This window comes from Streptomyces sp. RLA131, from assembly GCF_056270125.1.
Genome location: NZ_JBWDOQ010000002.1, coordinates 6,469,150 through 6,494,885, shown reverse-complemented (window position 1 = coordinate 6,494,885; position 25,736 = coordinate 6,469,150). Strand labels below are relative to the sequence as shown.

Annotated in this window: 22 protein-coding genes and 1 pseudogene; 11 read left to right on the top strand and 12 right to left on the bottom strand. The window is 71.8% G+C overall.

The genetic code is table 11. From position 1 onward, the window contains the following. Positions 1–21: 21 nt before the first annotated feature. Positions 22–276 (bottom strand): hypothetical protein, encoded by a 255-nt coding sequence (locus tag RWE79_RS30300; protein WP_475943254.1) that lies wholly within the window; start codon positions 274–276, stop codon positions 22–24. A gap of 183 nt (positions 277–459) precedes the next feature. Beyond that, positions 460–1,710 (bottom strand): MFS transporter, encoded by a 1,251-nt coding sequence (locus RWE79_RS30295; protein ID WP_475943253.1) that lies wholly within the window; start codon positions 1,708–1,710, stop codon positions 460–462. A gap of 137 nt (positions 1,711–1,847) precedes the next feature. Between RWE79_RS30295 and RWE79_RS30290 the strand changes: the two genes are divergently transcribed. Further along, positions 1,848–2,816 (top strand): LysR family transcriptional regulator, encoded by a 969-nt coding sequence (locus RWE79_RS30290; RefSeq protein ID WP_475943252.1) that lies wholly within the window; start codon positions 1,848–1,850, stop codon positions 2,814–2,816. A gap of 93 nt (positions 2,817–2,909) precedes the next feature. Here RWE79_RS30290 and RWE79_RS30285 read toward each other — a convergent pair whose 3' ends face one another. Further along, positions 2,910–4,271: a pyridoxal phosphate-dependent aminotransferase gene (locus RWE79_RS30285; protein WP_475943251.1), complete on the bottom strand. Its 1,362-nt coding sequence runs from the start codon at positions 4,269–4,271 to the stop codon at positions 2,910–2,912. Positions 4,272–4,569: 298 nt separating this feature from the next. Here RWE79_RS30285 and RWE79_RS30280 point away from each other — a divergent pair, with 298 nt between their 5' ends. Further along, positions 4,570–7,296, top strand: a complete 2,727-nt coding sequence (locus RWE79_RS30280) for a CBM96 family carbohydrate-binding protein (RefSeq protein ID WP_475943250.1) — start codon at positions 4,570–4,572, stop codon at positions 7,294–7,296. Between the two features lie 105 nt (positions 7,297–7,401). Here RWE79_RS30280 and RWE79_RS30275 read toward each other — a convergent pair. From RWE79_RS30275 to RWE79_RS30255, 5 genes and pseudogenes are all read right to left on the bottom strand, one after another. Then, positions 7,402–7,828 (bottom strand): annotated as a pseudogene (locus RWE79_RS30275) (TetR/AcrR family transcriptional regulator); the annotation flags it as partial. A 298-nt stretch (positions 7,829–8,126) separates the two neighbouring features. Beyond that, positions 8,127–8,702, bottom strand: a complete 576-nt coding sequence (locus tag RWE79_RS30270) for a GTP-binding protein (protein ID WP_475943249.1) — start codon at positions 8,700–8,702, stop codon at positions 8,127–8,129. Further along, positions 8,683–9,096, bottom strand: coding sequence for a DUF742 domain-containing protein (locus RWE79_RS30265; protein ID WP_475943248.1), 414 nt, complete (start codon positions 9,094–9,096; stop codon positions 8,683–8,685). Before RWE79_RS30265 ends, RWE79_RS30270 begins: the two co-directional genes overlap by 20 nt. After that, positions 9,093–9,524, bottom strand: coding sequence for a roadblock/LC7 domain-containing protein (locus tag RWE79_RS30260; RefSeq protein WP_475943247.1), 432 nt, complete (start codon positions 9,522–9,524; stop codon positions 9,093–9,095). Before RWE79_RS30260 ends, RWE79_RS30265 begins: the two co-directional genes overlap by 4 nt. Further along, positions 9,521–11,902, bottom strand: coding sequence for a sensor histidine kinase (locus tag RWE79_RS30255; protein ID WP_475943246.1), 2,382 nt, complete (start codon positions 11,900–11,902; stop codon positions 9,521–9,523). Before RWE79_RS30255 ends, RWE79_RS30260 begins: the two co-directional genes overlap by 4 nt. Positions 11,903–12,122: 220 nt before the next feature. Here RWE79_RS30255 and RWE79_RS30250 point away from each other — a divergent pair, with 220 nt between their 5' ends. Together RWE79_RS30250 and RWE79_RS30245 are read left to right on the top strand one after the other, a co-directional pair. Continuing rightward, complete coding sequence (locus tag RWE79_RS30250; RefSeq protein WP_475943245.1) at positions 12,123–12,869, top strand: peptidyl-tRNA hydrolase; 747 nt, start codon at positions 12,123–12,125, stop codon at positions 12,867–12,869. Between the two features lie 59 nt (positions 12,870–12,928). Further along, complete coding sequence (locus RWE79_RS30245) at positions 12,929–13,603, top strand: formylglycine-generating enzyme family protein (protein ID WP_475943244.1); 675 nt, start codon at positions 12,929–12,931, stop codon at positions 13,601–13,603. Between the two features lie 184 nt (positions 13,604–13,787). On the opposite strand, the gene RWE79_RS30240 is transcribed toward RWE79_RS30245, so the two are convergent. Next, the gene (locus RWE79_RS30240; RefSeq protein ID WP_475943243.1) at positions 13,788–14,249 is read right to left on the bottom strand and encodes a hypothetical protein; all 462 of its coding nucleotides are present in this window, start codon (positions 14,247–14,249) and stop codon (positions 13,788–13,790) included. Between the two features lie 259 nt (positions 14,250–14,508). Between RWE79_RS30240 and RWE79_RS30235 the strand changes: the two genes are divergently transcribed. The 3 genes from RWE79_RS30235 (at position 14,509) to RWE79_RS30225 (ending at position 18,002) form a co-directional block, all read left to right on the top strand. Then, on the top strand, positions 14,509–15,870 hold the full coding sequence (locus RWE79_RS30235) for an MbnB/TglH/ChrH family RiPP precursor modification enzyme (protein ID WP_475943242.1): 1,362 nt from the start codon (positions 14,509–14,511) through the stop codon (positions 15,868–15,870). A 193-nt stretch (positions 15,871–16,063) separates the two neighbouring features. Next, a complete protein-coding gene (locus tag RWE79_RS30230) occupies positions 16,064–16,807 on the top strand; it encodes a DUF4142 domain-containing protein (protein ID WP_475943241.1) in 744 nt (247 codons plus the stop codon). A gap of 16 nt (positions 16,808–16,823) precedes the next feature. Next, on the top strand, positions 16,824–18,002 hold the full coding sequence (locus RWE79_RS30225; protein WP_475943240.1) for a DUF1996 domain-containing protein: 1,179 nt from the start codon (positions 16,824–16,826) through the stop codon (positions 18,000–18,002). Positions 18,003–18,140: 138 nt separating this feature from the next. On the opposite strand, the gene hemQ is transcribed toward RWE79_RS30225, so the two are convergent. Together hemQ and hemG are read right to left on the bottom strand one after the other, a co-directional pair. Further along, entirely contained in the window at positions 18,141–18,872 is a 732-nt protein-coding gene (gene hemQ / locus RWE79_RS30220) for a hydrogen peroxide-dependent heme synthase (RefSeq protein WP_475943239.1), read from the bottom strand. Continuing rightward, positions 18,869–20,299 carry a protoporphyrinogen oxidase gene (gene hemG, locus RWE79_RS30215; protein WP_475943238.1) on the bottom strand — a complete coding sequence of 477 codons (1,431 nt, stop codon included), beginning with the start codon at positions 20,297–20,299 and terminating at the stop codon, positions 18,869–18,871. Before hemG ends, hemQ begins: the two co-directional genes overlap by 4 nt. 145 nt (positions 20,300–20,444) lie before the next feature. On the opposite strand from hemG, the gene RWE79_RS30210 reads away from it, so the two are divergent. Beyond that, positions 20,445–21,479 (top strand): DUF4349 domain-containing protein, encoded by a 1,035-nt coding sequence (locus RWE79_RS30210; RefSeq protein WP_475943237.1) that lies wholly within the window; start codon positions 20,445–20,447, stop codon positions 21,477–21,479. 17 nt (positions 21,480–21,496) lie between these two features. On the opposite strand, the gene hemE is transcribed toward RWE79_RS30210, so the two are convergent. Then, positions 21,497–22,537, bottom strand: coding sequence for a uroporphyrinogen decarboxylase (hemE, locus tag RWE79_RS30205; RefSeq protein ID WP_475943236.1), 1,041 nt, complete (start codon positions 22,535–22,537; stop codon positions 21,497–21,499). An 89-nt stretch (positions 22,538–22,626) separates the two neighbouring features. Here hemE and RWE79_RS30200 point away from each other — a divergent pair, with 89 nt between their 5' ends. From RWE79_RS30200 to RWE79_RS30190, 3 genes are all read left to right on the top strand, one after another. After that, a complete protein-coding gene (locus RWE79_RS30200; RefSeq protein ID WP_475943235.1) occupies positions 22,627–23,280 on the top strand; it encodes a DUF3000 domain-containing protein in 654 nt (217 codons plus the stop codon). A 390-nt stretch (positions 23,281–23,670) separates the two neighbouring features. Next, a complete protein-coding gene (locus RWE79_RS30195; RefSeq protein WP_127361452.1) occupies positions 23,671–24,333 on the top strand; it encodes a response regulator transcription factor in 663 nt (220 codons plus the stop codon). 124 nt (positions 24,334–24,457) lie between these two features. Next, a complete protein-coding gene (locus tag RWE79_RS30190) occupies positions 24,458–25,702 on the top strand; it encodes an HRDC domain-containing protein (protein WP_475943234.1) in 1,245 nt (414 codons plus the stop codon). The last annotated feature ends 34 nt before the right edge of the window (positions 25,703–25,736 follow it).

The following is a 25,736-nucleotide window of genomic DNA, read 5'->3' as shown; positions in this document are numbered from 1 at the left end:
GGCGCTTTCCCTACGAAGAGGTTACGACGTACTGGGAGAAGTCCGCCGTCGCCGTCGTAGTGAGCGGGTTGGCGCTCGGCCGGCCCTCCAAGCCGGCAGTGAACAGCTCAATCGCTGATTCGTGCTGGAGGATTTGACGCGCCAGTACTTTGACCGGGAAGTCGGCAGCCGTGAGGTGGGGCTTGTCCAGCGCATCGCTGGAAGGTCGAGGTCGTCACCGAGATCGACCAGGCAGTCGAAGGCGAGTCCCGGCTCGTTGTGCTCCAGGAACTCCAACGTCGCTGAAAGATCGATGTCCGGCAGGCCCGTCAGGCGGGCCCGGGCGGCGTCGAGGTGACCACGGGTCTGGTTCCAGCCGGCCTGAAAAGCCTCTCGATCAATGGTCGTCGCGCCAGTGTTGCCGGTGCCGTCAGTGGGGTCACGCGACTTTCGTCGTCCGCCCCAGCGGATTGCGGTGTGTCACGTCGGGCTATGGGCCGGCTCCCGCTCGTGGTGCGGCGTGTGGTCGCGCCGGGGAAGCAGGAAGGGGGTGGTCAGAATGAGAAGACCGGCTAGGGCGATCGCGGTACGGGGGCCGGTGATGCCGGCCAGCAGGCCCCACAGCCCGGTCATGGCCGCGACAGTCGCCTTGCTGGTGACCGACCACGCCGACAGGGTGCGGGCGATCCGGTCCGTCGGGACTTGCTTGAGCCGGTAGGTGGCGAACACCGGGTTGAACACGCCCATGCAGGTGATCAGTCCGAACTCGACCGCGATGACGAGCACGAGCCCGGCCACGCCGGGCCGGATGAAGGCCAGGCCGAGCGACCAGCACGCGCGCAGTACCCCGGCGGTGAGCATGACCTTGTGCCGTCCGAACCGTGCGACGAGTCGGCGGGCCAGCCGTGAGCCGATGATGCCGCCGACGCAGGGCAGGCCGAACGCGAGGCCGTACTGCCAGGGGGCGAACCCGAGGCCGCCGAGCATGAGGACGGCGAGCAGCGGCGAGGTCGCCATGATGAGACCGCTGACCAGGACCGTGTTGAAGAACAGGGGGCGCAGGGCCGGGTGGGTCAGGATGTACCGCCATCCTTCGAGCAGGTCGCCGGGCCGGAGCCGCGCCCCGTGCGTACCGGTGCGCACGGGGCGCGGCTCACTGCCGCCTATCGCACGAATCCCCGCGGCCGAGAGCAGATAGCTGACCGCGTTGGCCACGACGGTCATCACCGGGCCGAACAGCCCGATCGCGGCCGTGCCGACCGGCGGTCCGAGCACGGTCGCGGTCCAGGTCGTGGACTCGAATCGGCCGTTTGCGACAAGCAGGTCCTCCGGCCGCACGAGCGCCTTCAGATACGCGCCACTGGCCGCGTTGAAGGTGATGTCGGCCGCACCGACGACGACGGACACGACCAGGAGCTGGACGAAACCGAGCAGACCGAGTGCGTACGCGGCGGGGACGCTCATCAGTGCTGCGAACCGGGTCAGGTCCATCGCGACCATCACCGGCCGCTTGCGGCGGAACTCCACCCACGGTCCGAGCGGCACCGCGACCAGCGCCCCCACCGCGGACCCCGCGGCTGCCAGCACCGACACCTCGGTCGGCCCGGCGTGCAGCACAAGGATCGCGATCAGAGCGAACGCGTCGAACGCGAGCCAGGTGCCGAACGTGCTGACCCCGTACGCCCCCCACAGCCACCCGAACCGCCGGCCCAACCGTCCCCTGCCCACCATGCGCAGCGCACCCCTTGCTGTCCCACCCGAACAAACCGACGTTGACTGACAGGAGCAAAACCAGCAGCACAACCGCAGGTCAAACAACCGATTGCCAGCGAGTCACAACCAAACGTTGTCCACTAAGGTGGATCGCCATGGACCTCGACACCGTCCGGACCTTCGTCGCCGCCGCCGACGCGGGGCAGTTCCAGGAGGCCGCCGCCGAGCTGGCGGTCACCCAGCAGGCCGTCTCCAAGCGCATCGCCGCGCTGGAGCGCGACCTCGGCGTGCGGCTGTTCACCCGCACCGCGCGCGGCGCCGAGCTCACCATCGACGGGCAGGCGTTCCTGCCCCACGCGCGCGAGCTGCTGCGCATCGCCGAGCGCGCGGTCGCGTCCGTGCGTGCCGGCAGCCGTCCGCTGCGCGTCGACGTGCTCGCCTCGCGCAGCGCGCAGTCGGGCCTGATGCGCGGTTTCCACCGCGCACACCCCGAGATCGACCTCGATGTGATGATGCTGTTCGACATCGAGACGGCCGTCGCCGCCATCCGGTCCGGTGCGATCGACGCGTCCTTCCGCGCCGTCGCCGCGCCCGGCCGGCCCCTTCCCGAGGACATCGCGTCCGTCCGGGTGCTCGACGAGCCGCTCCAGCTCCTCACCGGCCCCGCCCACGCGCTGGCGGGCGCCCGGTCGGTGACCGTCGCCCAGCTCGCCGAGCACCGGATCTGGATGCCCGGCATCGTCCCCGGTACCGAGTGGGCCGCCTACTACGACGACCTCGTGGCCGAGTTCGGCCTCACCATCGAGGCGACGGGCCCCAACTTCGGCTCCGACGCGCTCCTCGACACCATCGCCGACACCCCGGCCCTGGCCACCTTCGTGGGCGAGCAGACCCTCCCCCAGCTACCGCTGGGAGGTACCCCCACCGTCTGGCCCGCCGGCCACGGCCTGCGCCGCATCCCGGTGACCGACCCGACGCCCCTCTACCCGCACTCACTGATCTGGCGCCGCGACAACCCGCACCCCGCACTCACCACACTCCGCGACTACCTCGGCTCCGCACAGCCCGACCGCCCCGGCAGCGGGACCTGGACACCCGCATGGACACAGCGGGCACAGCGGTAAGCGGCAGCCGAAGACCGACCGGGTCAGGGCCACGCGCCGCCGGGGCCGGCCGGACCGGGGCGCGGCGGGGCCGGCGTCACTGCTGGGCCGGCGTCACTGCTGGGCGGCGGGGAAGGAGCCGGCGGGCAGCAGGGCTCCCGGGCCGGCGAGCTGGGGCGCCAGGGGCTGGGCGGCGACCAGCGGCTGTACCGGCATGAGCGCCGGGGTGGCGGCGCGGGCGGGCTTGTCGGGAGCCGGCTCGACGGGGGCGGCGTGGGCGGCGGACCTGCGCTGATCCCCTCCGGTCTGCTGAGCGGCGGCCTGGGTGGCGTACCAGCTTCCGCCGTAGAGGACGTTGCTGAGTCCGACGAGGAGTTTCTGGACGTCCTCCTGGGAGCGCACCACCAGCCGGACGAAGCTGCTGCTGCTGCCGAGTTTGTTGCCGCACTCGCGGATCACCACGCCGTGCTCGGCGAAGAGCCGGTCGCGCAGCACCCGGCCGTCGACGCCGTCGGGGAGCTTGACGAAGATGAAGTTGCCCTGCGAGGCGTAGACGGTCATGCCCGGCAGGGACGCGAGCTGCCAGGACATCGCCTGGCGGTCGCGGGAGAGGCGGCGCAGGCTGTCGGCGTACTCCTGGCGGTACTCCTTGAGCATGAAGACGACGATCTCCGCGAAGGAGTTGAGGTTCCACTTCGGCACCGCGCCGCGGATCTTGCCGGCCAGGGCGGGGTTGGCGACCAGGTAGCCGAAGCGGACGCCGTGCAGACCGAAGTTCTTGCCCAGGCTCTTCAGCACGATGACGTTGGGCCGGACGGCGGCCTCCCGTACGACGCTGGGGGACGCCTCGGCGTCCACGAAGTCCAGGAAGGACTCGTCGATCACCACCAGGTCCAGGTCGGCGAGTTCGTCCATCATCTGCACCACGGTGTGCTTGTGCAGATAGCCCCCGTCGGGGTTGTTGGGGTTGCAGATCACGGCCGTACGGGAGCCTCTGGTCCGTACGAAGGAGATGAACGCGGCCGGGTCGAGCGCGAAGCCGTTGGCCTCGGGCAGCAGGAACATGTCGACGCGCTTGCCGGTCTCCATGGGCTGGTCGGTCCACCGCCCGAAGGTGGGGATCGGGGTGGCCAGGCTGTCGCGGACCAGGAGGTGGTCGATCCAGGTGATCAGTTCCGTCGAGCCGTTGCCCATGGCGACGGTCTGCGGATTGAGCCCCAGGACGGCGGAGAGCTCACCGATGATCGCTTCCGCGCCACTGGGGTAGTACGTCAGGATGTCCCGTATCTTCCCGCCCAGTTGGTCGAACATGCCCGGCGTGGGGAAGTACGGGTTGCAGGGGATGCAGAAGTCGACGCTCTTGACCTTGCCGCCGCTGGCCCGCTCCAGGGCGAAGATGGACGGGCTGTGCGCGGTGCTGGAGCGGAAGAGTTCCGCAGCGTTGCCGACGTTGGTGCCGGGCTCGACGACCGTCACGCGGGACCTCCTGAGTCACACGGGGCCACCAGTTCGTGACCCACCGTTTTCCCGTTCATGAGGCTGCCCTACCTAGCTCGTCCGTGGGGCACCTGAGAGATTCACAAGCAGGAAGGCGGGCTGTCCGGTTACCATGCGCGGCCGACGGGCCGTCAGGTGTGAATGTCGCGACCATCATGTGAAGAACGCGTTCACACAGTTTCCTCAAAGATTGCACCAAAGCACCCCACCTGGTCCTACGCTGCGTGCACGACGGGCGAATGTGCCCGGTTAAGTGCAATGTGGCCTTGGGGGGCTCATGCGAAGAGTGGGGGCAATACCGGCTGCCGCGGTTCTCGCGGCGGGAGCACTGGCGGGGGTGGGAGCGGCTGTCGCACCGGCGGCACACGCGCTCACCCCGCCGGTCGCGCTCACAGCCGACGATCTGTCGACCTGGCAGACCAACGGAATCGTCTGGGCGATGGCCCAGACCGGAGGGGTGGTCTTCGCGGGCGGCACCTTCTCCGCGATCCGGCCGCCCGGCTCGGCATCGGGCAGCAACGAGCAGTCCGCTGTCAACTTCGCCGCGTTCAACGCCTCGACAGGGGCGCCGACCAGCTGCAGTCTGTCCTTCACCATCGGTGCGGGCAGCACGGCCACCGTACGGGCCCTCGCGGTCTCGCCCGACCAGCAAACGCTGTACGCGGGCGGCTACTTCAGCGCCGTCAACGGGGTCGCGGCCAACAGCGTCGCCGCGATCGACATCGCCACCTGCACGCCCAGCAGCACCTTCCACCCGGCCGTCTCGGCGACCGTACGGGCCCTGGACGTGACCGCCGACACCATCTACCTGGGCGGCGACTTCGGTACGGTGGCCGGACAGACCCGGAACAACTTCGCGGCCCTGACCACCTCGGGCTCCCTGACCTCGTGGGATCCCGAGGGCGACGCCTCCGGCCGGGCCGTGCAGGTCACCCCGGACGGGTCGGGCGTGATGATCGGCGGCGACTTCAACACCATCGGCGGCAGCGACTCGCACGCCCTCGCCGTGGTCAGCGCCTCCACCGGCGCGCTGACGAAGGCGTACCCGGCGGGCTTCTTCCCCGCGACCTCCGTCGTCAAGGACATCACCGCCGACGCCACCGGCCTGTACACCGCCAACGAGGGCACCGGCGGCGGGGTGTTCGACGGCCGTACGGCCTTCGACGCGAGCGACTACGCGCAGCGCTGGCGCGACACCTGCCTGGGGGCCACGCAGGCGCTGGCCGTCTACAAGTCGGTGCTCTACAGCGGCTCGCACGCGCACGACTGCAGCAGCATGGGCGAGTACCCGGACGGCCGGCGCAGGCATCTGCTGGCGGAGTCCGTCAACGACCCGACACTGCTCGGCTGGTTCCCGGACACCAACGACGGCACCGGTGAGCAGATCGGCCCGCGGGTGATGTCGGTCTCCACCGTCGGCAGCACCGACTACCTGTGGGTGGGCGGTGAGTTCACCACCGTCGACGGCGGCGCGCAGCAGGCCCTGACCCGCTTCGCGAGCGGCCCGGACACCGGCAGTCCGTCCACCCCGGTGGCGACCGCGACCAGCCTGGAATCCGGCAAGGTCAAGCTGAGCTGGCAGGCGGGCCTGGACAACGACGACAGCCTGCTGACGTACAAGGTCTACCGCGACGGCGGGTCCACCTCGCTCTACACGACCACCGGCAGCTCCCTGCCGTGGGTGCGGCCGCAGCTGAGCTTCACCGACACCGGGCTGACCCCGGGCTCGACCCACAGCTACCGTGTGACGGCGAGCGACGGCAGCAACACCAGCGGCCTGTCCGCCACCGCCTCGGCCACCGTCGCGAGCAGCAGCGCCGGCTACCCGGCCCAGGTCCTCGCCGACGGGGCCGACCTGTACTGGCGTTACGACGAGAGCGGCGGCACCTTCGCCACCGACGCCTCCGGCTCCGACGACAACGGCGACTACGTCGGCGGCCCCTCCTACCGGCAGACCCCGGCGGCGGTGACCGGTCCCAGCACCGCGATCGGCTTCAACGGCTCCGACCAGTGGGTCTACAGCGACCGCAGCCACAGCCGGCCGGCCACCTTCAGCGTGGAGACCTGGTTCAAGACCACCACCACCACCGGCGGCAAGATCGTCGGCTTCGGCAACCGCACCAGCGGCATCAGCAGCCAGTACGACAAGCACGTCTACATGACCAATGACGGACGGCTGGTCTTCGGTGTCTACACCGGCTCGACCAACACCGTCACCACCAGCGGCTCCTACAACGACGGCGGCTGGCACCAGGTCGTCGCCACCCAGGGCAGCGGCGGGATGAAGCTCTACGTCGACGGCAGCCTCACCGGCAGCAACTCCCAGACCTCCAACGAGAACTACACCGGGTACTGGCGGGTCGGCGGCGACAACCTCAACGGCTGGCCCAACCAGCCCTCCAGCAACTTCTTCGCCGGCCAGATCGACGAGACCGCCGTCTATCCCGGCGCCCTGAGCGCGACCCAGGTCACCAGCCACTACACCCTGGCCAGCGCCCCCGCCGACACCGTCACCACCCTGAGTCCGACCGAGGACACCTACGTCAACGCCGGTGCGGTGTCCACCAATTACGGCACCTCCAGCTCGCTGGCGGTCCGCGGCAGCTCCGCGTACCTCAGCTATCTGCGCTTCACGCTGCCGGCCGCCCCCAGCGGCCAGGTGCTCAAGAGCGCGGTGCTGCGGGTGACCACCACCACCGACCCGACCGCCGGCTCGGCCGACACCACCAGCGTCGTCCCGGTCACCGGCAGCTGGACGGAGGCCGGCACCACCTACAGCTCCCGTCCGGCGCTGTCGTCCACCGTGCTCGGCACCCTCACCGGGGCCGCCACCGTCTCGACCGCCTACCCGATCGCGCTGGACGCCTCCCAGCTCAGCGGCGTACTCGGCGGTTCGTACGGCCTGGCCCTCACCAGCAGCGGAACCGACGCGCTCTGGCTGTGGTCCCGGCAGGCGTCCTCGGCCAACGCCCCCCAGCTCGTGCTGACCTTCGGCGTCGCCTAGCCCGCTGAACGACCGCGGCCACCGAGCTGCAAGGCGGCGGGACGGGGGCCCGGACCGGCAATGTGCCGGTCCGGGCCCCCGTCCGTCGCGGAGGGCGCCGGGACGACTGACCATGGCGTGCAGGTCGACCGCATCGACGTCGGCGGTGAAGACGCCCTGCGCGCGGCCCGCCCGGAGGATCCGGCCGAGCACGTCGATCGCCGCGCCTCGTGGTGGTCGAAGGTGAGCCCGGTGAGCCGCCGGATCGCCGGGACCGGGTCGAGGTGGTCGACGTCGGCCTGCTGCTCGACGCTGCGGATCACGGTGTGGGCGCGTTCCGGTACGGCGGTGAAGAGCGCTTCCTTGTCGCGGAAGTAGTAGTAGATCATCCGCTTGGTGGTGCGTATCCGGGCGGCGATCTCGTCCACCCGGCTCCGGTGCAGCCGTGCCGGGCGAACTCCGCGGTCGCCACGTCCAGGAACTCGGCGCGGGCCCGTGCCGCGTCGCGCGTCCGCCGGGCGGCCGGGGCGGTCGGGTGGGCGGCGGCTGCCACAGCTCGGCAGAGGTCCGGACAAGCGCGGCCGCGGGCCGGCGTCGGAGGTCGTCCCGCCGGGCCAGGCATCAGGTCGGTGTGCGGCTCACGGCCGGTGAACAGCCGGAAGGCCTCGGCGGCCCGGGCGCCGGCTGGTCGGCCAACTGACCGCCCGCCGGGCCGCAGATCGACGACATCGGCTCCCAGGCGCTCGTCCAGGACCACCGCGAGGTGGCCTGGCCGCTCGTACGGACCTCACCGCGGCCGCGGCGAGCGGCGCCCTGCACATGTCGGTGACCGTGTTCGGCGTGATCGCCCCTCAGACCGCCGCCGGCGCCGGTGCCATCAGGTGGTCGACCAGGGTGAGCAGCAGGTCACGGCAGGCCGCGCGGTCCCGTACGTCGGACAGCACCAGCGGTACCTGCGGGTCGAGGTCGAGGGCCGCGCGGATCTCGTCCTCGCTGCGGTCCTGGACGCCGTGGAAGCAGTTGACGCCCACCACGAACGGGATCCGGCGGCTCTCGAAGAAGTCGATGGAGGCGAAACTGACGTCCAGGCGGCGGGTGTCGACCAGGACGACGGCACCGAGGGCGCCGTGCACGAGGTCGTTCCACATGAACCAGAAACGTTCCTGGCCGGGGGTGCCGAAGAGGTAGACGACCAGTTCGGCACTGATGGATATCCGCCCGAAGTCCAGGGCGACGGTGGTGGTCGACTTGTCGAGGATGCCGTCGAGGTCGTCGACGCCCACGCTGGCGCGGGTCAGATACTCCTCGGTCTGCAGCGGGGCGACCTCGCTGATCGAACCGACCATGGTGGTCTTGCCGACGCCGAACCCTCCGGCGATCAGGATCTTCATCGCCTGAGGGGCCTGCTCAGAGCTTTCTGAGGCCATCACGCACCGCCTGGAGAATCGTCATGTCGATGGAGCCGCCTTCGGGCCGGAAGGACAGCGGGGGACGGGCGAGTACCCGGCCGGTGCCGATGAGGTCGCCGATCAGGATCTTGGTCACGGACACCGGCAGGTCCAGCCCGGCGGCGATCTCGGCCACCGCCCTGGGTTCCTGGCACAGCTCCAGCACCGTCCGGTGCTCCGGCTGGAGCCCGCGGGTGCCGAGCACGCCGCCCAGCGGATCGTCGGGGTCCGGGGGGACGGCGGTGACGACGGTGATCAGGGTCAGATCGTCACGATCGGGGGTGGTACGCCCCCGGGTGATCGTGTACGGGCGGACCAGGGGTTCCTCGACGCTCTCGTCGTCCTCGTCGAAGGCCTCGGTCCAGTGCGTCACTCCTCTCCCCCTGCGCCGGGCGTACGGACCGGGGTGCCCAGATTGCGGCCGACCTGCTGCACCAGGGTGTGCATCGCGACGGCCATGACCTCGGCGTCGACCTCCTGCGAGGCGACCACGGCGAGATGCGTGCCCTGGCCGGCGGCCGTGACGAACAGCCACAGCTCGGCCAGCTCCACGATCACCTGCTGGACCGGGCCGCCCCCGAAGAGCCGGCCGACGCCCCGGGCCAGACTCTGCTGACCGGTGGCGACGGCGGCGAGCCGGTCGGCGTCGGCACGCTCGATGGTGGCGGACTTGCTGATCACCAGGCCGTCGTCCGACAGCACGACCGCGTGCCGGGTTCCGGCCACCTGGTCGACCAGACCGTCGAGAAGCCAGTCGAGGTCCGCCTGGGTGGCCGGCTGTCCGGGAAGCTGCTGCGTCATCGTCGGTCTTCCGTCGTGGGTGAACTGGGGTGCGGGTGCTGGGGGGCGCCGTTGGCCGGCCCGTCCGCGGCCCGGGACCTGCGGGACTGGCGCTGGAAGGCCCCGATGGCGGCGCCGGAGCGCCGGGGTTCGGGGTGCGGCGTGAAGTCCTCGTCCCCCGGGCCGGGTTCGGTGTCCGGCTCCCTCAACTCGGGGGCCAGCCCGGCCCGGCGTACCCGCTGCGGCAGCGGGTCGGCTGCGGCCGGCGGCTCGGCGGCCGGAACGACCTCGGCCATGGCGCGCCCGCGGGTCCTGACCGGCAGCCGCCCCTCCTGCTGGGCCAGGGCCACGGCGTCGGCGTCGTCGGCGCTGGGAGGACGCGGCCCGGAGTGCCGGCGCGTACCGGCGCCCTGCTCGGCGCGCCGGCCGGCCCGCGGCTTGACCAGCGGTTCCGGGGCCTCGGCCACGTACCGCTCGGGCACCAGGACGATCACCCGGGTGCCGCCGAAGGCCGAGGGGCGCAACTCGACCTGGACGCCGAGGCCGGCGGAGAGCCGGGCGACCACGGACAGGCCGAGGCGGGCGTCGTCGGCCCGGGTCATCACGTCGAGCTGCGGCGGGTCCAGCATCAGGGCGTTGGCATCGGCGTACTGCTCGGGGGTCATGCCGAGCCCGCGGTCCTCGATCTCCACGGCGATGCCGCGGCCGACCCGGGCGGCCCGGACGTCGACGGGGGTGGGCGGCTTGGAGAAGGCGGCGGCGTTCTCCATCAGCTCGGCCAGGATGTGGGTGAGCGCGCCGACGGCCCACTCCGACACCCAGGGGCGGCCCTCGACCTCGACGGTGATCCGCTGGTAGTCCTGCACCTCGCCCTGCGCGGCCCGCAGCAGGTCCAGCAGCGGGACCGGCCTGCGCCAGCGGCGCTGCGGCTGCCCGCCGCCGAGGATGACCAGGTTCTCCTCGTAGCGGCGGAGCCGGGCGGTGAGGTGATCCAGGTCGAACAGACCCTCCAGGACGGCGGGGTCCTCGTGCCGGCGTTCCATCTGGTCGAGTTTCTTGAGCTGCAGGCCGATCAGCAGCTGGGTGCGGCGGGCGATCCGCTGGAGCAGCCGCTCGAAGCCGCGGTGCTGCTCGGCCTGGCGTACGGCGGTGGCGACCGCGCTGCGGGCGGCCAGGTTCAGGGCCCGGGCCAGCTCGCCCAGTTCGTCGTCGGCCCCGGCGCCGCCCGCCTCCACCGGACGGACCTCGGCGTCGGCGTCGACGTCCTCGCCGCGCTCCAGCCGGGCGACCACGTCGGGCAGCCGGTCCTGGAGCTCGGCGGCCTCGTCGCGCAGGGTGAGGATGCGGCGGCGCAGCACGGTGGTGAGCCGCCAGCTGGCCCCGATGACCGCGAGGACGGTGAGCAGGCCCAGCACGCTGACGGCGATCAGGTAGTTCCGGAGCCGTTCGACGCCGGTGCCGGTGAGCACGGTGACGTTGTCGACGCGGGCCAGCACGACCGTCTCCAGTTCGGGGACGGCCTGGTCGATCGTGAGCCGCCACTGCGCCTGGTTCAGGGGGACGGTGATCCGGCCGCCCTGGGTGCCGTCGGTGACGGCCCCGATGAGGTCCTCCTCCAGGTCGCGCTTGGTCTTCCAGAGCGCGCTGTCCGCCAGGTTCCGGTACAGCTCGGCCTCGTGACCGGTCAGCGAGGGCTCGACCCGGTACTCCAGCAGGTACTCCTGGGTGCCGATGGAGTCGACCGCCAGGTCGTACGCCTCGAAGGGCAGGGTGCCGGACTTCCAGCCCCGGGCCAGCACGGCGTCCTCACGGGAGACCATCTCGGCCACGCCGTAGAGCTCGACCAGGGTCCGCGCCTCGGCCGACACCTGGCCGTTCGCGCCGCCGCTGAGGGCGGTGACCACTTCGAGGTCGGCCACGACGGCGGCGGTGTAGAACTCGTACGCCTTCTGCTGGCCGATCGCGCCGTCGTCCACCGCGTGGCGCTTCCCGGCCAGCCCGGTGAGCCGCTTCACGGTGGAGGCCAGGGCCTCCTTGAGACCCGGCTGGCCGTTGCTGGTGTCCAGCCCGGTCAGCGGGGCGAACGCGGCGACCGCCCGGTCCGTCCACCCGCGCTGGGTGGCCAGGTCGTCCCGGGACGCCGCCGGATCGGCCAGCGCCTCGGCGGTCAGCCGCCGTTCCTTCTGCAGGGCGCTCAGCAGCTGCTCCGACTTGCCGCCGACGCTCGCCGTGAGCCGTCCCTGCGCGGCCTGCTCCCGCCACTCACTGCCCAGTTGATACGTACTCAGCGCCCAGAGTCCGGCGAGCGCCACACTCGGCACGAGGGCCAGGACGACCAGGACGGTCCGCAGCGGGAGGCTGCGCGTACCACCTCTTCCGCCCATCTTGAACACAAGCACGCGCAGGACACTCCCATCGCCGGGCAACCGCCGGCGTGTCGCAAATCGCGCATAGAGCGGCGGTTGGTGCGCTGATATTAGTCATCCGTGAGACGAAAGGTGAAAGTTGTCCGACCGTCCTTCACAAACGGATTGTCAGAATCCGATTCATCCGCCGCGCCGCCCGCGGTGGCCGGCCATGGGGCGACGGGGGCGGACCGGCGGCTGACAGAATCGAACCGTGACCGACACCAGCCCCGACGCGGCCTCCGACAGCAGCCCCTTCCGCCCCGAGGAGTCCGACCGCGACAGCACCCGGCAGTTCGTCCTCCCCCTGGTCGTCCGTATCGAGCGGGACGCTCCCCCGGCCCGTACCGACGCACTGGAGACCGCCGCCCGTGCCGTGCTGACCCTGCTCTGCGACGAGCGGGCGACGGCGCAGGACGGCGAGTGGGCCGAGGCCGTCCGCGACTGGCAGGACGCCCGCATCCGCAAGGTCGTACGGCGCGCGCGGGGCGCGGAGTGGCGGCGGGCCGCCGCGCTGCCGGGCATCACGGTCACCGGCACCGCCAAGGAACACGCCGCGGAGGTGCGGGTGTTCCCGCCGGTGCCGTTGGACGGGTGGCCCAAGGAACTGGCGAAGCTCCAGGTCTCGGGCACCGACCTGGACGACCCGGAGCCGCCGCCCGCCCCGGAGCCCGATGTGCCGGTGCTGTGGATCGCCCCGGACCTGGAGATGTCAGCCGGCAAGACCATGGCGCAGGCCGGCCACGGCGCCCAGCTCGCCTGGTGGGCGCTGGCCGACGCCGACCGGGCCGCCTGGCGCGACGCGGGCTTCCCGCTGGCCGTCCGTACCGCGGCGCCCGGACGGTGGGCCGCGCTGACCTCCCCCGGCTCCGGGCTGCCCGTGGTGCGCGACGCCGGGTTCACCGAGATCGCCCCCGGGCTGACTGTCGCGGTCGAAGGGGTCGACCGTATCCACCCGTGACGGCGGGGCGTCGCCGTCGGACACGCCTCCAGCACGGGTGCCCGTAGGATCACGTGCTCATGGACGCGCGCGCAGGAAACGACATGATCGCCATCCCGCCGGGGCGGATAACGCTGTCGGACCGGCGGACACAGCGCAGTTGGTCGGTCGAACTCGCCCCCTACCAACTCGCGACGTTCCCGACCACCCAGGCGCTGTACGCACAGATCACCGGCCGGCGGCCGAGCGCCGCCGATGGCGACGAGCTGCCCGTCGAGGGCGTTTCCTGGTGGGACACCATCCGGTTCTGCAACGCGCTGTCGCGACGCGACGGGTTCGCACCCGTCTACCACCTCCATGCCGACGGCGAAGGCGTCGAGTGGGACGCGTCCGCCGACGGGTACCGGCTGCCGACCGAAGCCGAGTGGGAGCATGCCTGCCGTGCCGGTACGGCCGGACCGCGTTACGGCCCGCTCGACGAGATCGCCTGGTACCGGGGCAACTCAGGCGAGCGCATCCACGACGTGGGCGGTAAGCGCCCCAACCCGTGGGGCCTTCACGACATGCTCGGCAACGTGTGGAACTGGTGCTGGGACATCTACGACGCGGAGGTCTACGGCGGCTACCGGGTACTGCGTGGCGGCGGCTGGTTCGACGAGCACTGGAGCTGCCGGGCCTCCGCGCGGCGCCGCAGCCACCCGAGCTTCCAGGTCGACGACGTGGGGTTCCGCGTCGCGCGCTCCGCCGTGGGCTGATCCGCAAGGTCGAGGAGCCGCCGCCGGCAACGCGGTCGCGTCCCGCTCGGGCTCCGCCCGGTACCGCGGCTCCCGAGCCTGCCGTGGGCTGCCCACCACACGCCGGTCAGGGCACGAGGATGATTTTGCCGAGCCCGACCCCTGGGACGGCGCCGGCGACTCGGCCGCTTCGGTCCCCCGCCCGTCACCGCGCCCCCGTGCCCGGCTCGGGCGGGACCGTCCCGGGGGTGGTGAAGGTGAGCCCGGAGAAGCTCTGCCCCTGGAACACCGGGCCGTGCTGCACGCCCCCGCTGATGCTGTTGCGCACGGAGACCGTCGGCTCGCTCCCCCGCCCCGGCGCCAGCTCCGCGAGCATCAGCCGCAGCTCTTCCGCCGCCCCGGGATCATCCCGCAGGGCGCGCCGCAACCGGGCACGCCACCCGGCCTCCACATCGGCTGCGGCCAGTTCGTCGCCGGACTCACGAGCGGCCAGCAACTCCTGCCGGGACAGCAGCAGCTCTCCCTCGACCGCGCCACCGTCACCGTCACCACTCCTGGAGAAGAACCGCGCGACCCGGTCCCGCGCCTGCGTCCAGGTCTCCGACACCATGAGCCCGACCAGAGTCGTTGCCCCGGACGCCGCCAGCGATGCCAACTCAGCTTCCACCGTGCCCCCTAACAGCGCCCGCCGCACAGCCCCCGCGGAAGCCACCGTAGAGAGGTCACTGCCGCTTGGGTAGCCCAGCCGTCTCCCACCCGCGGCATCGCGCGGTCGCCCGATGCGCGGGTCGCCGGATGCGCGGGTCGCGCGGCGGGACGCAACCCGGCCTCCCGCACGGTCGTCGCCGATCGCCCGAAGCTCAAGTGAAGCTCTGAATCAGCCCCCGGCAGGGTTCGGCCGGGCCCGCCGGGGCCATCACCCCCGCATGGACAACACGCTCGGTACGGGAATCGGCTGGCGGCCGGAGATCGCCGGGGCGATCGGGACGCTGCCCGGTGTCGACTGGGTCGAGGTGGTCGCGGAGAACATCTGCCCCGGCCATCTCCCGGAGCCGTTGCGGCAGTTGCTGGCCCGCGGCACCACCGTGATCCCGCACGGCGTCTCGCTGGGCCTGGGCGGCGCCGACCGCCCCGACCCGGCCCGGCTGGCCGCCCTGGCCGAGCGGGCCGAGGCGCTGGGCGCACCCCTGGTCACCGAGCACATCGCCTACGTACGCGCCGGCGGCCCGCTGACCGGCTCGGCGGCGCTGGAGGCCGGCCACCTGCTGCCGGTGCCCCGGACCCGTGACGCGCTGGCCGTGCTCTGCGAGAACGTCAGGATCGCCCAGGACGCGCTGCCGGTGCCGCTCGCGCTGGAGAACATCGCCGCGCTGCTGGCCTGGCCGGCCGGTCAGGAGGAGCTGAGCGAGGGGGCGTTCCTGGCCGAGCTCGTCGAGCGCACCGGTGTGCGGCTGCTCATCGACGTCGCGAATCTGCACACCAACCGCGTCAACCGCGGCGAGGACCCGCTCGCGGCCCTGGACGAACTCCCCCTGGAGGCCATCGCGTACGTGCATGTGGCGGGCGGCGTGGAGCGCGAGGGCGTCTGGCACGACACGCACGCGCATCCGCTGTCCGCCCCCGTGCTGGAACTGCTGGCCGCCCTGCGCGAGCGGGTGCGGCCGCCCGGTGTGCTGCTGGAGCGCGACGACGACTTCCCGGCCGCCGGTGAGCTGGCCGCCGAACTGGCCACGATCCGCCGCGTGATGGAGTCCGGCGGGAAGCGGCCCGTTCCCCGGCGGACGGCGGCCGCCCCCGTACCCGTACCCGCCCCCGTCCCGGCTGCGGCTGCGGCTGCGGCTGCGGCCGCGGCGGGGCCCGGGGCCCGTACCGGGCTGGCCCTGCACCAGACCGCGCTGCTGTCCGCCCTGGTGGCCGGTACCCCGGTGCCGGAGGGTTTCGACCGGGCGCGGATCCGCGTACAGAGCCGGGCGCTGGCCGCCAAGCGGGCCGAGGTCGTCGCCAGGGTCGCCCCTGAGCTGCCGCGCATCCTCGGCGACGGCTACCGTCCGGCCTTCGTGGCGTACGCCGCCCGCCGTCCGATGCCCGCCGGGGGCTACCGCCGCGACGCGTTCACCTTCGCGGGGCAGCTGCTGTGCGAGGACGCCCTGGGCCGCTCCGAGCGACGTCGGCTGAACGCCTGGTGGCGGGCCCGATCCGGGCCCCGCAAACACACCCCGCACCTCTTCATACGTATGGGTGGCGGGCTGCGTTCAATTGCGCCACAATTCTTTACGAAGCCGCGCTGACCTGCGCTTATATCGTTCGCAGTAGCGCTGAACCAAACAACGTACCAACCTCCCGCACCAGGAATCCCAGGAATCGCGAATACATGACGATTCCTCATCCTGATCACATCAAACGCACTAACGTACGGTCGCATCTGGAAAGCCGTGTGCGAGGCCGCCCCCGTTCAAGGGCCACCCCGCACCAGGAGGCGCGATGCGAACCACCCGTAACGTCACGGGAACCGGCCTTGTCGTGGGGGCCCTGGCCGTGACCGTTGTTGCTCTGATGTACCCGGTCATGTCCGCGTTCAGCAGCGGCGTGGTGGGTTCCGGCAGCAACATCAATGCCCAGACCGTGGCCACCCAGTACGGCCCCATGACCGCGCTGGACCGCACCTTCGTCACGAAGGTCCGGCTCGCCGGCCTGTGGGAGTTCCCGGCCGGGCAGATGGCCCAGCAGAAGGGGACCACGGCTGCGGTCAAGCGCGCGGGCAAGCATCTGATCGACGGACACACCGACCTGGACACGACGACCCGCAAGATGGCGCCGCAACTCGGGGTCGCCCTTCCCAACGAGCCGACGCCGCAGCAGCAGGGCTTCCTAGCGACGCTGTCCGCTGCCTCGGGGGCGGACTTCGACCAGAAGTTCGCCAACATCGTGCGGCTCGCCCACGGACAGGTGTTCTCGGTGGTCGCGCAGGTCAGGGCCACGACGCAGAACACGATGGTGAGACAGCTGGCCGATCAGGCGAACACGACCGTTCTCGATCACATCACGGTGCTGGAGGAGACCGGACTGGTCAACTTCGGCCAGATCGCGAGCGACACCACCGCCAGCCCGACCAACACCGCCGCGCAGGTGGCCCCCACGCCCAGCGCCGGCGCGCCCACCGTCGTCGTGACCCCGTCCCCGACGTTCTCCCTTCCCCCAGCGGCTTCCTCCCCCGAGTCGCAGTGAACGAAATGAGCCTTCAATGCCCCGACAACAGCTGAGCCGCCGCCGTCGACTGAGCCGCAAGCACCTCATACTCATCGCGGTGCTCGCGCTCGTCGGCTCGGGCGGGACCTTCGCCCTGGTCAGCGGTACGGCCTCGGCCCACTGGCGCTCCGACTCCAAGCCGGCGGCCACCTCCACGTCCCAGGTGAAGACCGAGGCCGGCCGGCGCAACGGCCGCAAGAACCGGAACAACGGCGGCGCGCAGGCCAGTGCCGGTGCCAGCCAGAGCGCCGGCACGGGCCAGAACGGCGCTGTCACCCGGGTCGCCGGTCCCGTCGACGCCGACTTCGTCGACATCACCACGGTCGCCGCGAACGTCCAGGGAACGCCCGTCAACGGGAACGGCGCCTCCGTGGGCACCTTCACCTCCAAGTGCGGCGTCAACGCGCAGGGCCAGCACAACTCCGACAACGTCATCGTCGCCCCCGGTGTCGTCGACGGCGCGGAGCACGTCCACGACTACGTCGGCAACAAGGACGTCAGCGGCGCCTCCACCAACGACTCCCTCGCCGCGCAGGGCACCAGCTGCTCCAACGGCGACCAGTCCGCGTACTACTGGCCCGTCGTACGTGACCTCACCAAGGCCGGCGCGGACGCCGACTCCGACCTCGGCGGCGGCAAGGAGGGCAACGTGGGCGCGATCATCGTGCCCGACAGCGCCAGCATCGTCTACCAGGGCAACCCGGCCAGCAAGGTCACCGCGATGCCGCGCTTCCTGCGGATCATCACCGGTGACGCCAAGGCGGTCACCAACGGCACGGCCAACGCCAACGCCCACTGGAGCTGCACCGGCTTCGAGGACAAGATCCAGCTGACCGACAAGTACCCGCTGTGCCCCAGCGGCAGCAAGGTCGTCCGGACCTTCGCCTTCCAGAGCTGCTGGGACGGCAAGAACGCCGACAGCGCCAACCACCGTACGCACGTGGTCAACCCCGACGCCGCCAGCGGTGTGTGCCCCAGCCCCTTCGTGGCCATCCCGAAGCTCACGATGCGCCTGGTCTACACCGTCCCGGCCGGAGCGAACTACGCGGTCGACGGCTTCGAGGCACAGCAGCACAAGGCCATCACGGACCATGACGACTTCATCAACGTCATGTCCGACCAGCTCATGAACAAGGCCGTGCAGTGCATCAACAGCGGTAAGAAGTGCAACTGACGGACGGCAGCAGTCCCGTCCCACCCGGAAAGGGCCGTGGCCCGCACCTCAGGTGCGGGCCACGGCCCTTTCCGGTACTTCGCCCCGGTACTTCGCCCCGGTACCCGGCCAGTACCCGGCCCGTACGGACTCCGGGCCTCAGGCCAGTCCGGCCACCAGGTCCGCGATCTCCTTGCGCCGCCCGGTGTAGAACGGCACCTCCTCGCGCACGTACAACCGCGCCTCCGAGGCCCGCAGATGACGCATCAGATCCACGATCCGGTACAGCTCGTCCGCCTCGAACGCCAGCAGCCACTCGTAGTCGCCCAACGAGAACGACGCCACCGTGTTGGCCCGCACATCGGGATACCCGCGGGCCATCTTGCCGTGATCGGCGAGCATGCGGCGGCGGTCCTCGTCAGGCAGGAGGTACCAGTCGTAGGAGCGGACGAAGGGGTAGACCGAGACGTAGTCGCGGGGAGTCTCGTCGGCGAGGAAGGCCGGGATGTGGCTCTTGTTGAACTCGGCGGGACGGTGGAGCGCCATGTTGGACCACACCGGCTCCAGCGCGCGGCCGAGCCGGGTGCGGCGGAAGCGGTTGTAGGCGTCCTGGAGCTCGTCGGAGGTCTCGGCGTGCCACCAGATCATCAGGTCGGCGTCGGCGCGGATCCCCGAGAGGTCGTACGTGCCGCGCACGGTGACGTCCTTCGCGGCGAGCTGCTCGAACAGCTCCTCGACCTCCTCGGCGTAGCCGGTCCGGTCGTCGGGCAGGACGTCACGGAGCCGGAAGACCGACCAGAGGGTGTAGCGGATGACCTCGTTGAGGTCCTTGGCCTTCTTGCCGGCGTTCGGGGCCTTGGCGGGCGCAGCGGGGGCAGTCGAGTCGCTCATGCCGCTATTCTCGCAGTCCCCAGCACGATGTCGGCGGCCGCCCGGGCACTGGCGACGCACGCCGGGATGCCGACGCCGTCGTACACCGCGCCGCACACCGCCAGGCCCGGCAGCTTGCCGACGTGCTCGCGGACCCGGGCGACCCGGGTGAGGTGGCCGACCGGGTACTGCGGCAGTCCGCCCTCCCAGCGGGTGACGCGGGCCGCGACGGGGGCGGCGGTGAGCCCGACGGCCTCGCCGAGGTCCTCGCGGGAGAGCCGTACGAGATCGGTGTCGTCCCAGGCGAGATCGGCCTCGTCGCCGTAGCGTCCGATGGAGGTGCGCAGCACGAAGGTGTCGGGGTCGGCGTCGGCGTTCCACTGCCACTTGCAGCTGGAGAACGTCGAGGCCTTGATCGTCCGCCCCTCGACGGGCGGCACCAGGAAACCGCTGCCCGGCGGGACTGCGGCCAGGTCGCGGCTGCGGTAGGCCATCGTGACCAGCGCCAGACTCGCGTACTCCACGGTCGCCAGCTCGCCGGCCGCCGCCGGGGACTCGCCGGCCAGCAGCCGTGCCGCGACCGGCGCCGGGACGGCCAGCACCACGGCCTCGGCGTCCAGTACCCGGGTCTCGTCGGCCGTCGCGACGACGACCTGCCAGCCGTCCTGCCCGGTACGCCGCAGCTCCCGCACCGGCGCGTCCGTGTCGATGCGTGCCCCCGCCCTGCGGCAGGCCTCGGCGACCGCGACCGGGAGCCGGCCGACGCCGCCCCGGATGCCGGCGAACACCGGCCCGTCCTGCTTGCGGGCCGCCGCCCTGCGCTGGATGTCACGTACGCCCTCGATCAGCGACCGCCCCGACCGTGCCGCCTCGTACAGCTGCGGCACGGCGGCCCGCATCGAGATCTGGTAAGCGTCGCCCGCGTACACCCCGCCCAGCAGCGGCCACACCAGCCGGTCGACGACCTCGCGGCCCAGCCGGGCCGCCACGAACTCCCCGACCGCGACGTCCTCGCCGACCCGGGTGCGGGGCAGCACATGGTCCAGCGGCGCCCGCGCCAGCCCCGCCGCCGACAGCACACCCGACGCGGCCACCTGTGCCAGGTCCCCCGGCACGCCCATCACGCCGCCCCTGGGCATCCGGCGCAGCCGTCCCCGCGACCACAGCGACGCGCTCGCGGTGGCCGGCGCCACGATCTCCTCGCCCAGTCCGACCGCCCGCGCCAACGCGACCGCCTCGGGCCGCCGCGCCAGCATCGACTCGGCGCCCAGGTCGACGGGCACACCGGCGATCTCGTCCGCGTACAGCTTGCCGCCGAGCCGCGACGACGCCTCCAGCACCGTCACCTGCCGCACACCGCCCTCCAGCAGGAAGTGGGCCGCCGCGAGTCCCGAGATCCCGCCGCCGATGACGATCACATGCCCGCGAGGGTGGTGCTTTTCGCTCATGCCTCCACTGTCTCAGACTGCGGGCCCGAAACGAGTCCGGACCGTAATCGCTTCGGAACCGCGGACCGGAAACCCGCCGGGGGGCCGCCACGTCGAATCGCCGCAAGGCGTGAGAACAGGCCAACGGCCCCTGGGGGGACATGCCATGAACAGGTATTTCAGCAGAACCGGCCGCAGGCCACTGGCGGCACTGGCCACCGTGCTGCTCGCCGCCTCACTCGCGGTCGCGGGGTGCGGGAGCGGGAGCGGCGACGGCGCCTCGAGTGACTCCGGCGCCGGGAGCCGGTCCAAGCAGGACGCGGCGGCCGGCAGCGGCTCCGAGGGCACCGACAACAAGACGTCCGGCGGCTCGGGCACCACGGGCGGCAGCAGAACGGCGGACCTGGCGCGGTCGTACATCGTCCGCACCGCGACCCTCACCGTCGAGGCCAAGAACGTCCAGGACGCGCTCGCCAAGGCCCGCACCCTGGTCGACGGGGCGGGCGGTTACGTCGGCGACGAGAGCACCTCACTGGACGACGAGGGGCGGGAGCACTCCCGCATCCAGCTGAAGGTGCCGCCGCAGGAGTACGAGCAGGTGCTCGGCGACCTGGCGGACCTGGGGAAACTGACGGACCGGAAGGTGAACGCGCAGGACGTCACGAGCCAGGTCGTGGACGTGGAGAGCCGCATCAAGTCCCAGCAGACCAGCGTGACCCGGCTGCGGGCGCTGATGGGCAAGGCCACCAAGGTGGGTGACGTGGTCACGATCGAGAGTGAACTCAGCACCCGCGAGGCGGACCTGGAGGCCCTGCAGGCGCAGCAGAAGTCGCTGAAGGACCGTACGAGCATGGCGACGGTCACGCTGGTGCTGACCGAGCCGGAGGCGGCGCCGAAGAAGGACGACGACGGGGTGTGGGCGTCGGTGGGCGACGCACTGGGCGCCGGCTGGAACGCGTTCTGCGCCACCTTCCGGGTGATCCTGATCGTGCTGGCGGCGGTGCTGCCGTTCGCGGCGCTCGCGGTGGTGCTGTGGCTGGTCTGGCGCACCGTACGGCGCCGCTTCCCGGCCCGGGAACGGGCGCGGGAGGGGGCCGGGAACCGGGCGGGCGTCACTCCCCCGCCGCCGGTGACAGTGCCGGCGGCGGTGGGCTCGACGGACCGGTCGACGGCGACCGGGTCGACGGACCGGGAGGAGTGAGGCTCAGACAGTGAGGCTCAGACCTGGGTCTCGGTGTGGACGAAGTCCACGAGCCGGGTGAGCGCGTCCGGGTCCGTCGAGGGGAGCACGCCGTGCCCGAGGTTGAAGACATGCCCGGGCACGGCCCGCGCGGCGGCGAGGACCTCGCGGGCCTTGGCCTCGACGGTGCCCGTGGGGGCGAAGAGCACCGCCGGGTCCAGGTTGCCCTGGAGGGTCTTGCCGGGGACCCGGCGGGCGGCCTCGTCCAGGGGGACGCGCCAGTCGACGCCGACGACGTCCGCGCCGGCCTCGCCCATGAGACCGAGCAGTTCGCCGGTGCCGACCCCGAAGTGGATGCGCGGGACGCCATAGCCGGCCACGGCTTCGAAGACCTTGACCGAGGCGGGCATCGCGAAGTTCCGGTACTCCTGCGGGGCCAGCGCCCCCGCCCAGGAGTCGAAGAGCTGGACGGCGCTCGCGCCCGCCTCGATCTGGACCTTCAAAAAGGCGGCTGTGATGCCGGCGAGCCGGTCGACGAGGTCGGCCCACAGCTCGGGCTCGCCGTACATCATGGCCTTGGTGCGCTCGTACGACCGGGAGGGGCCGCCCTCGATCAGATAGCTCGCGAGGGTGAACGGGGCCCCCGCGAAACCGATCAGCGGGGTCGCGCCCAGCTCGGCGGTGAGCATGCCGACGGCCTCGGTGACGTACGCGACGTCGTCCGGTTCCAGGGGGCGCAGCCGGTCGAGGTCGGCCCGGGTCCGGATCGGATCGGCGACGACCGGTCCGACGCCGGGCTTGATGTCGAGGTCGAGCCCGATGGCCTTGAGCGGCACCACGATGTCGCTGTAGTAGACGGCCGCGTCGACCTTGTGGCGGCGCACCGGCTGCAGCGTGATCTCGGTGACGAGATCGGGCCGCATGCACGATTCGAGCATGGGGATGCCCTCGCGCACCTTGAGGTACTCGGGCAGCGAGCGCCCGGCCTGGCGCATGAACCACACAGGGGTGTGCGGCACGGACTCGCGCCGGCAGGCGCGGATGAAGGGGGAAGCAGAGGTCTGCTGGTGCGCACTCACGGGCAAATCTTCGCATGCGCCAACCGGGCGACCCGCCCACCCGGGTGTCGTCCACCTGTGAGGGCCCTGTTCCGCCTAGTCTTCCCCGCATGGCAGCGGCTCATGGGCACCTCTCGGACGGGGACAGCGCCCCTCTCCCCTTCCAGCACGCGGTTGACGCGCTGCTGCGCGCTCGCGTACGGCACGAGGTCGAGATCGACCCGACCCCGCCGCCCAAGCGCCTCGCGCCGCACGCCTACGCCCTGGAGGCGACGGTGGTGGTGGACGGCGAGGACCTGGCCGACGGGCGGCTGGTGCTGCTCTACGATCCGGCCGGGCCCGAGGCCTGGCAGGGCACCTTCCGTCTCGTCACGCTGGTGCGTGCCGAACTGGACGCCGAGATGGCCACGGACCCGCTGCTGCCCGAGGTGAGCTGGTCGTGGCTGACCGGCGCCCTGGAGGCGCACGGAGCTGAGTACTGCGAGCCCAGTGGCACGGTGTCGCGCAGTTCCTCGCACTACTTCGGGGGGCTCGCCGGGCGCGAGGACTCCACGCAGATGGAGATCCGGGCCTCCTGGACACCGCGTGAGGGCAGCGCCGGTGTGCCGGACGTCGCCGCGCATCTGGCGGGCTGGTGCGACCTGTTGTGCACGAGCGCCGGGCTGCCGCCGGCCGGTGAGGGTCCCGGTCCGCGTCCCGGCGCGGGCGGTGCCGCCCCGACGGCCGTCGTACCGCTGCCGAAGCGGCGCGGCCCGCAGCGCTGAACCCTGGATACAGGGCGTCCGGGCTCCGGGATGCCTGGATGCGGGGTGCGTGCGGGATCCCGACTACCGGATACGGGATATAGAATATGGGATACGGGATCCTGCATACACAATCCCGTACACACATCCCGTACACACATCCCGTACACAGGATCTCGTATACAAAATCTCGTATGCAGGATCTCGTACGCAGGATCCCGCGTCGCTTACCGCGCCCACCACCGCCTCACGCGCGATGACCGGGACTGTCACACCTTCGATCGACAACGATCGACAAGTTGTCCGAATTGCCGGAATTGTTACTAAACAAATCGTGATCTTTCTCTAAAGCCGGGCGGGCGAGCTGCCGAAGGAACCTGTGACCCTTCCAGCCACTCCCCAGGAGGCCCGGTGTCGGTTCTTCTCGAACACCCCACAAGCCTGGTCGCCTACCGCCCGAACAAGCCGACCGCCATGGTGGTCGTCGCCGATCCCCGCGTCCGCTCGACCGTGACCCGCCACCTGTGGGCCCTGGGCGTACGTGACGTGATCGAGGCGTCGTCCATCGCGGAGGCTCGGCCCCGGGTCGGCACTCCGCGCGACATCTGTGTGGCCGATGTACACCTCCCCGACGGCTCCGGTCTCACCCTGCTGGCCGAGACCCGGGCAGCAGGCTGGCCGAACGGCCTCGCCCTCTCCGCCGCCGACGACATCGGAGCCGTACGCAACGCCCTGGCGGGCGGCGTGAAGGGCTACGTCGTCACCGGCACCCGCAACAACCTCGGGCTCCCCGGCCGTCCCGGCGCCGCCCCGATCGGTGCCGCCGGACAGCGCATCCAGCGCCGCCCGCCCGGCGCCCCCGGACACGGCGGCGGCTACCGCGAGCTGTCGGGCCGCGAGGTCGAGGTGCTGCGGCTGGTCGCGGAGGGCCAGTCGAACAAGGCGATCGGCGTGTCCATGGGCCTGTCCGCACTCACCGTGAAGAGCCACCTGGCGCGCATCGCCCGCAAGCTCGGCACGGGCGACCGGGCCGGCATGGTCGCCGTCGCCCTGCGCACCGGAATCATCCACTGACCCCGTTAACCGATCGTCCACCGAACCCGTGTCCGCCGTTCACCGAACGTGACAAACCCCCGAGCCGCCCGCCGACGGAACGTTCCGTCGGCGGGCGCTTGCCGTACACAGATACCCTTTACCCGTGACCGACGCCAGAGAGACCGCAACAGAAGCAGGCCCGGCGCCGGTCCCGCTGCTGGACCCGCGCGAGGGAATCCCGCCGGTGACCGCCAGCCCGGAGGCGCTCGCCGACATCGTCGCGGCTTTCGCCACGGGCTCCGGACCTGTCGCCGTCGACGCCGAGCGCGCATCCGGTTACCGCTACGGACAGCGGGCCTACCTGGTCCAGCTGCGCCGCGCCGGAGCAGGGACCGCGCTGATCGACCCCGTGGGGTGCCCCGACCTGTCCTCGCTGGGGGCAGCCCTGGACGGGACGGAATGGGTGCTGCACGCCGCCACCCAGGACCTGCCCTGCCTGGAGGAGACCGGCATGCGGCCGGCCCGGCTCTTCGACACCGAGCTGGCCGGCCGGCTGGCCGGATTCGCCCGGGTGGGCCTGGGCGCGATGGTCGAGAGCGTCCTCGGCTACACCCTGGAGAAGGGCCACTCGGCCGTCGACTGGTCCACCCGTCCGCTGCCCGAGCCGTGGCTGCGCTACGCCACGCTCGACGTGGAGCTGCTGGTGGACCTGCGTGACGCCCTGGAGGAGGAACTGCGCACCCAGGGCAAGCTGGACTGGGCACTCCAGGAGTTCGCCGCCATCGCCGCCGCGCCGCCGCCCGCACCGCGCGTCGACCCGTGGCGGCGTACGTCCGGCATGCACAAGGTGCGACGGCGCCGCCAGATCGGCGTGGTGCGCGAGCTGTGGAACCTACGGGACCGGGTCGCCCGCGAACGGGACGTCTCGCCGGGCCGGGTGCTCACCGACGCCGCGATCGTGGCCGCCGCGCTGGACATGCCGGCGAACTCGCACGCCCTCGCCGCGCTGCCCGGCTTCGGCCACCGCATGGGCCGCCGTCAGCTCGAACAGTGGCAGTCCGCGATCGACCAGGCCCGCGCCCTCCCCGAGCGCGAACTCCCCCAGCCCGGCCCCGCCTACGCCGGTCCGCCGCCGCCCCGGGCCTGGGCCGACAAGGACCCGGCCGCCGCCGCCCGGCTCTCCGCGGCGCGCGCCGCGGTCTCGGCGCTGGCCGAGCAGCTGAACCTTCCCCAGGAGAACCTGATCACCCCGGACACCGTCCGCCGCGTCTGCTGGGACCCGCCGGCCGATGTCACACCCGGCTCCGTCGCCCCGGTCCTGTCGGGCCTGGGCGCCCGCCCCTGGCAGGTGGAGCTGGTCACGCCGCTGCTGGCCACCGCCCTCACAGCGCAGGCGCCTGCCGGCTGACCCGGTTGCCCGGCCCTGCGTGTCGGGTTGATGC

Excerpts from the sequence above, each read along its gene's own strand:
- RWE79_RS30295 (WP_475943253.1), bottom strand. The coding sequence starts at position 1,710 with ATGGTGGGCAGGGGACGGTTGGGCCGGCGGTTCGGGTGGCTGTGGGGG.
- RWE79_RS30290 (WP_475943252.1), top strand. The coding sequence starts at position 1,848 with ATGGACCTCGACACCGTCCGGACCTTCGTCGCCGCCGCCGACGCGGGG.
- RWE79_RS30280 (WP_475943250.1), top strand. The coding sequence starts at position 4,570 with ATGCGAAGAGTGGGGGCAATACCGGCTGCCGCGGTTCTCGCGGCGGGA.
- RWE79_RS30270 (WP_475943249.1), bottom strand. The coding sequence starts at position 8,702 with ATGGCCTCAGAAAGCTCTGAGCAGGCCCCTCAGGCGATGAAGATCCTG.
- RWE79_RS30260 (WP_475943247.1), bottom strand. The coding sequence starts at position 9,524 with ATGACGCAGCAGCTTCCCGGACAGCCGGCCACCCAGGCGGACCTCGAC.
- RWE79_RS30245 (WP_475943244.1), top strand. The coding sequence starts at position 12,929 with ATGGACGCGCGCGCAGGAAACGACATGATCGCCATCCCGCCGGGGCGG.
- RWE79_RS30235 (WP_475943242.1), top strand. The coding sequence starts at position 14,509 with ATGGACAACACGCTCGGTACGGGAATCGGCTGGCGGCCGGAGATCGCC.
- RWE79_RS30230 (WP_475943241.1), top strand. The coding sequence starts at position 16,064 with ATGCGAACCACCCGTAACGTCACGGGAACCGGCCTTGTCGTGGGGGCC.
- RWE79_RS30225 (WP_475943240.1), top strand. The coding sequence starts at position 16,824 with ATGCCCCGACAACAGCTGAGCCGCCGCCGTCGACTGAGCCGCAAGCAC.
- hemQ (WP_475943239.1), bottom strand. The coding sequence starts at position 18,872 with ATGAGCGACTCGACTGCCCCCGCTGCGCCCGCCAAGGCCCCGAACGCC.
- hemG (WP_475943238.1), bottom strand. The coding sequence starts at position 20,299 with ATGAGCGAAAAGCACCACCCTCGCGGGCATGTGATCGTCATCGGCGGC.
- RWE79_RS30210 (WP_475943237.1), top strand. The coding sequence starts at position 20,445 with ATGAACAGGTATTTCAGCAGAACCGGCCGCAGGCCACTGGCGGCACTG.
- RWE79_RS30200 (WP_475943235.1), top strand. The coding sequence starts at position 22,627 with ATGGCAGCGGCTCATGGGCACCTCTCGGACGGGGACAGCGCCCCTCTC.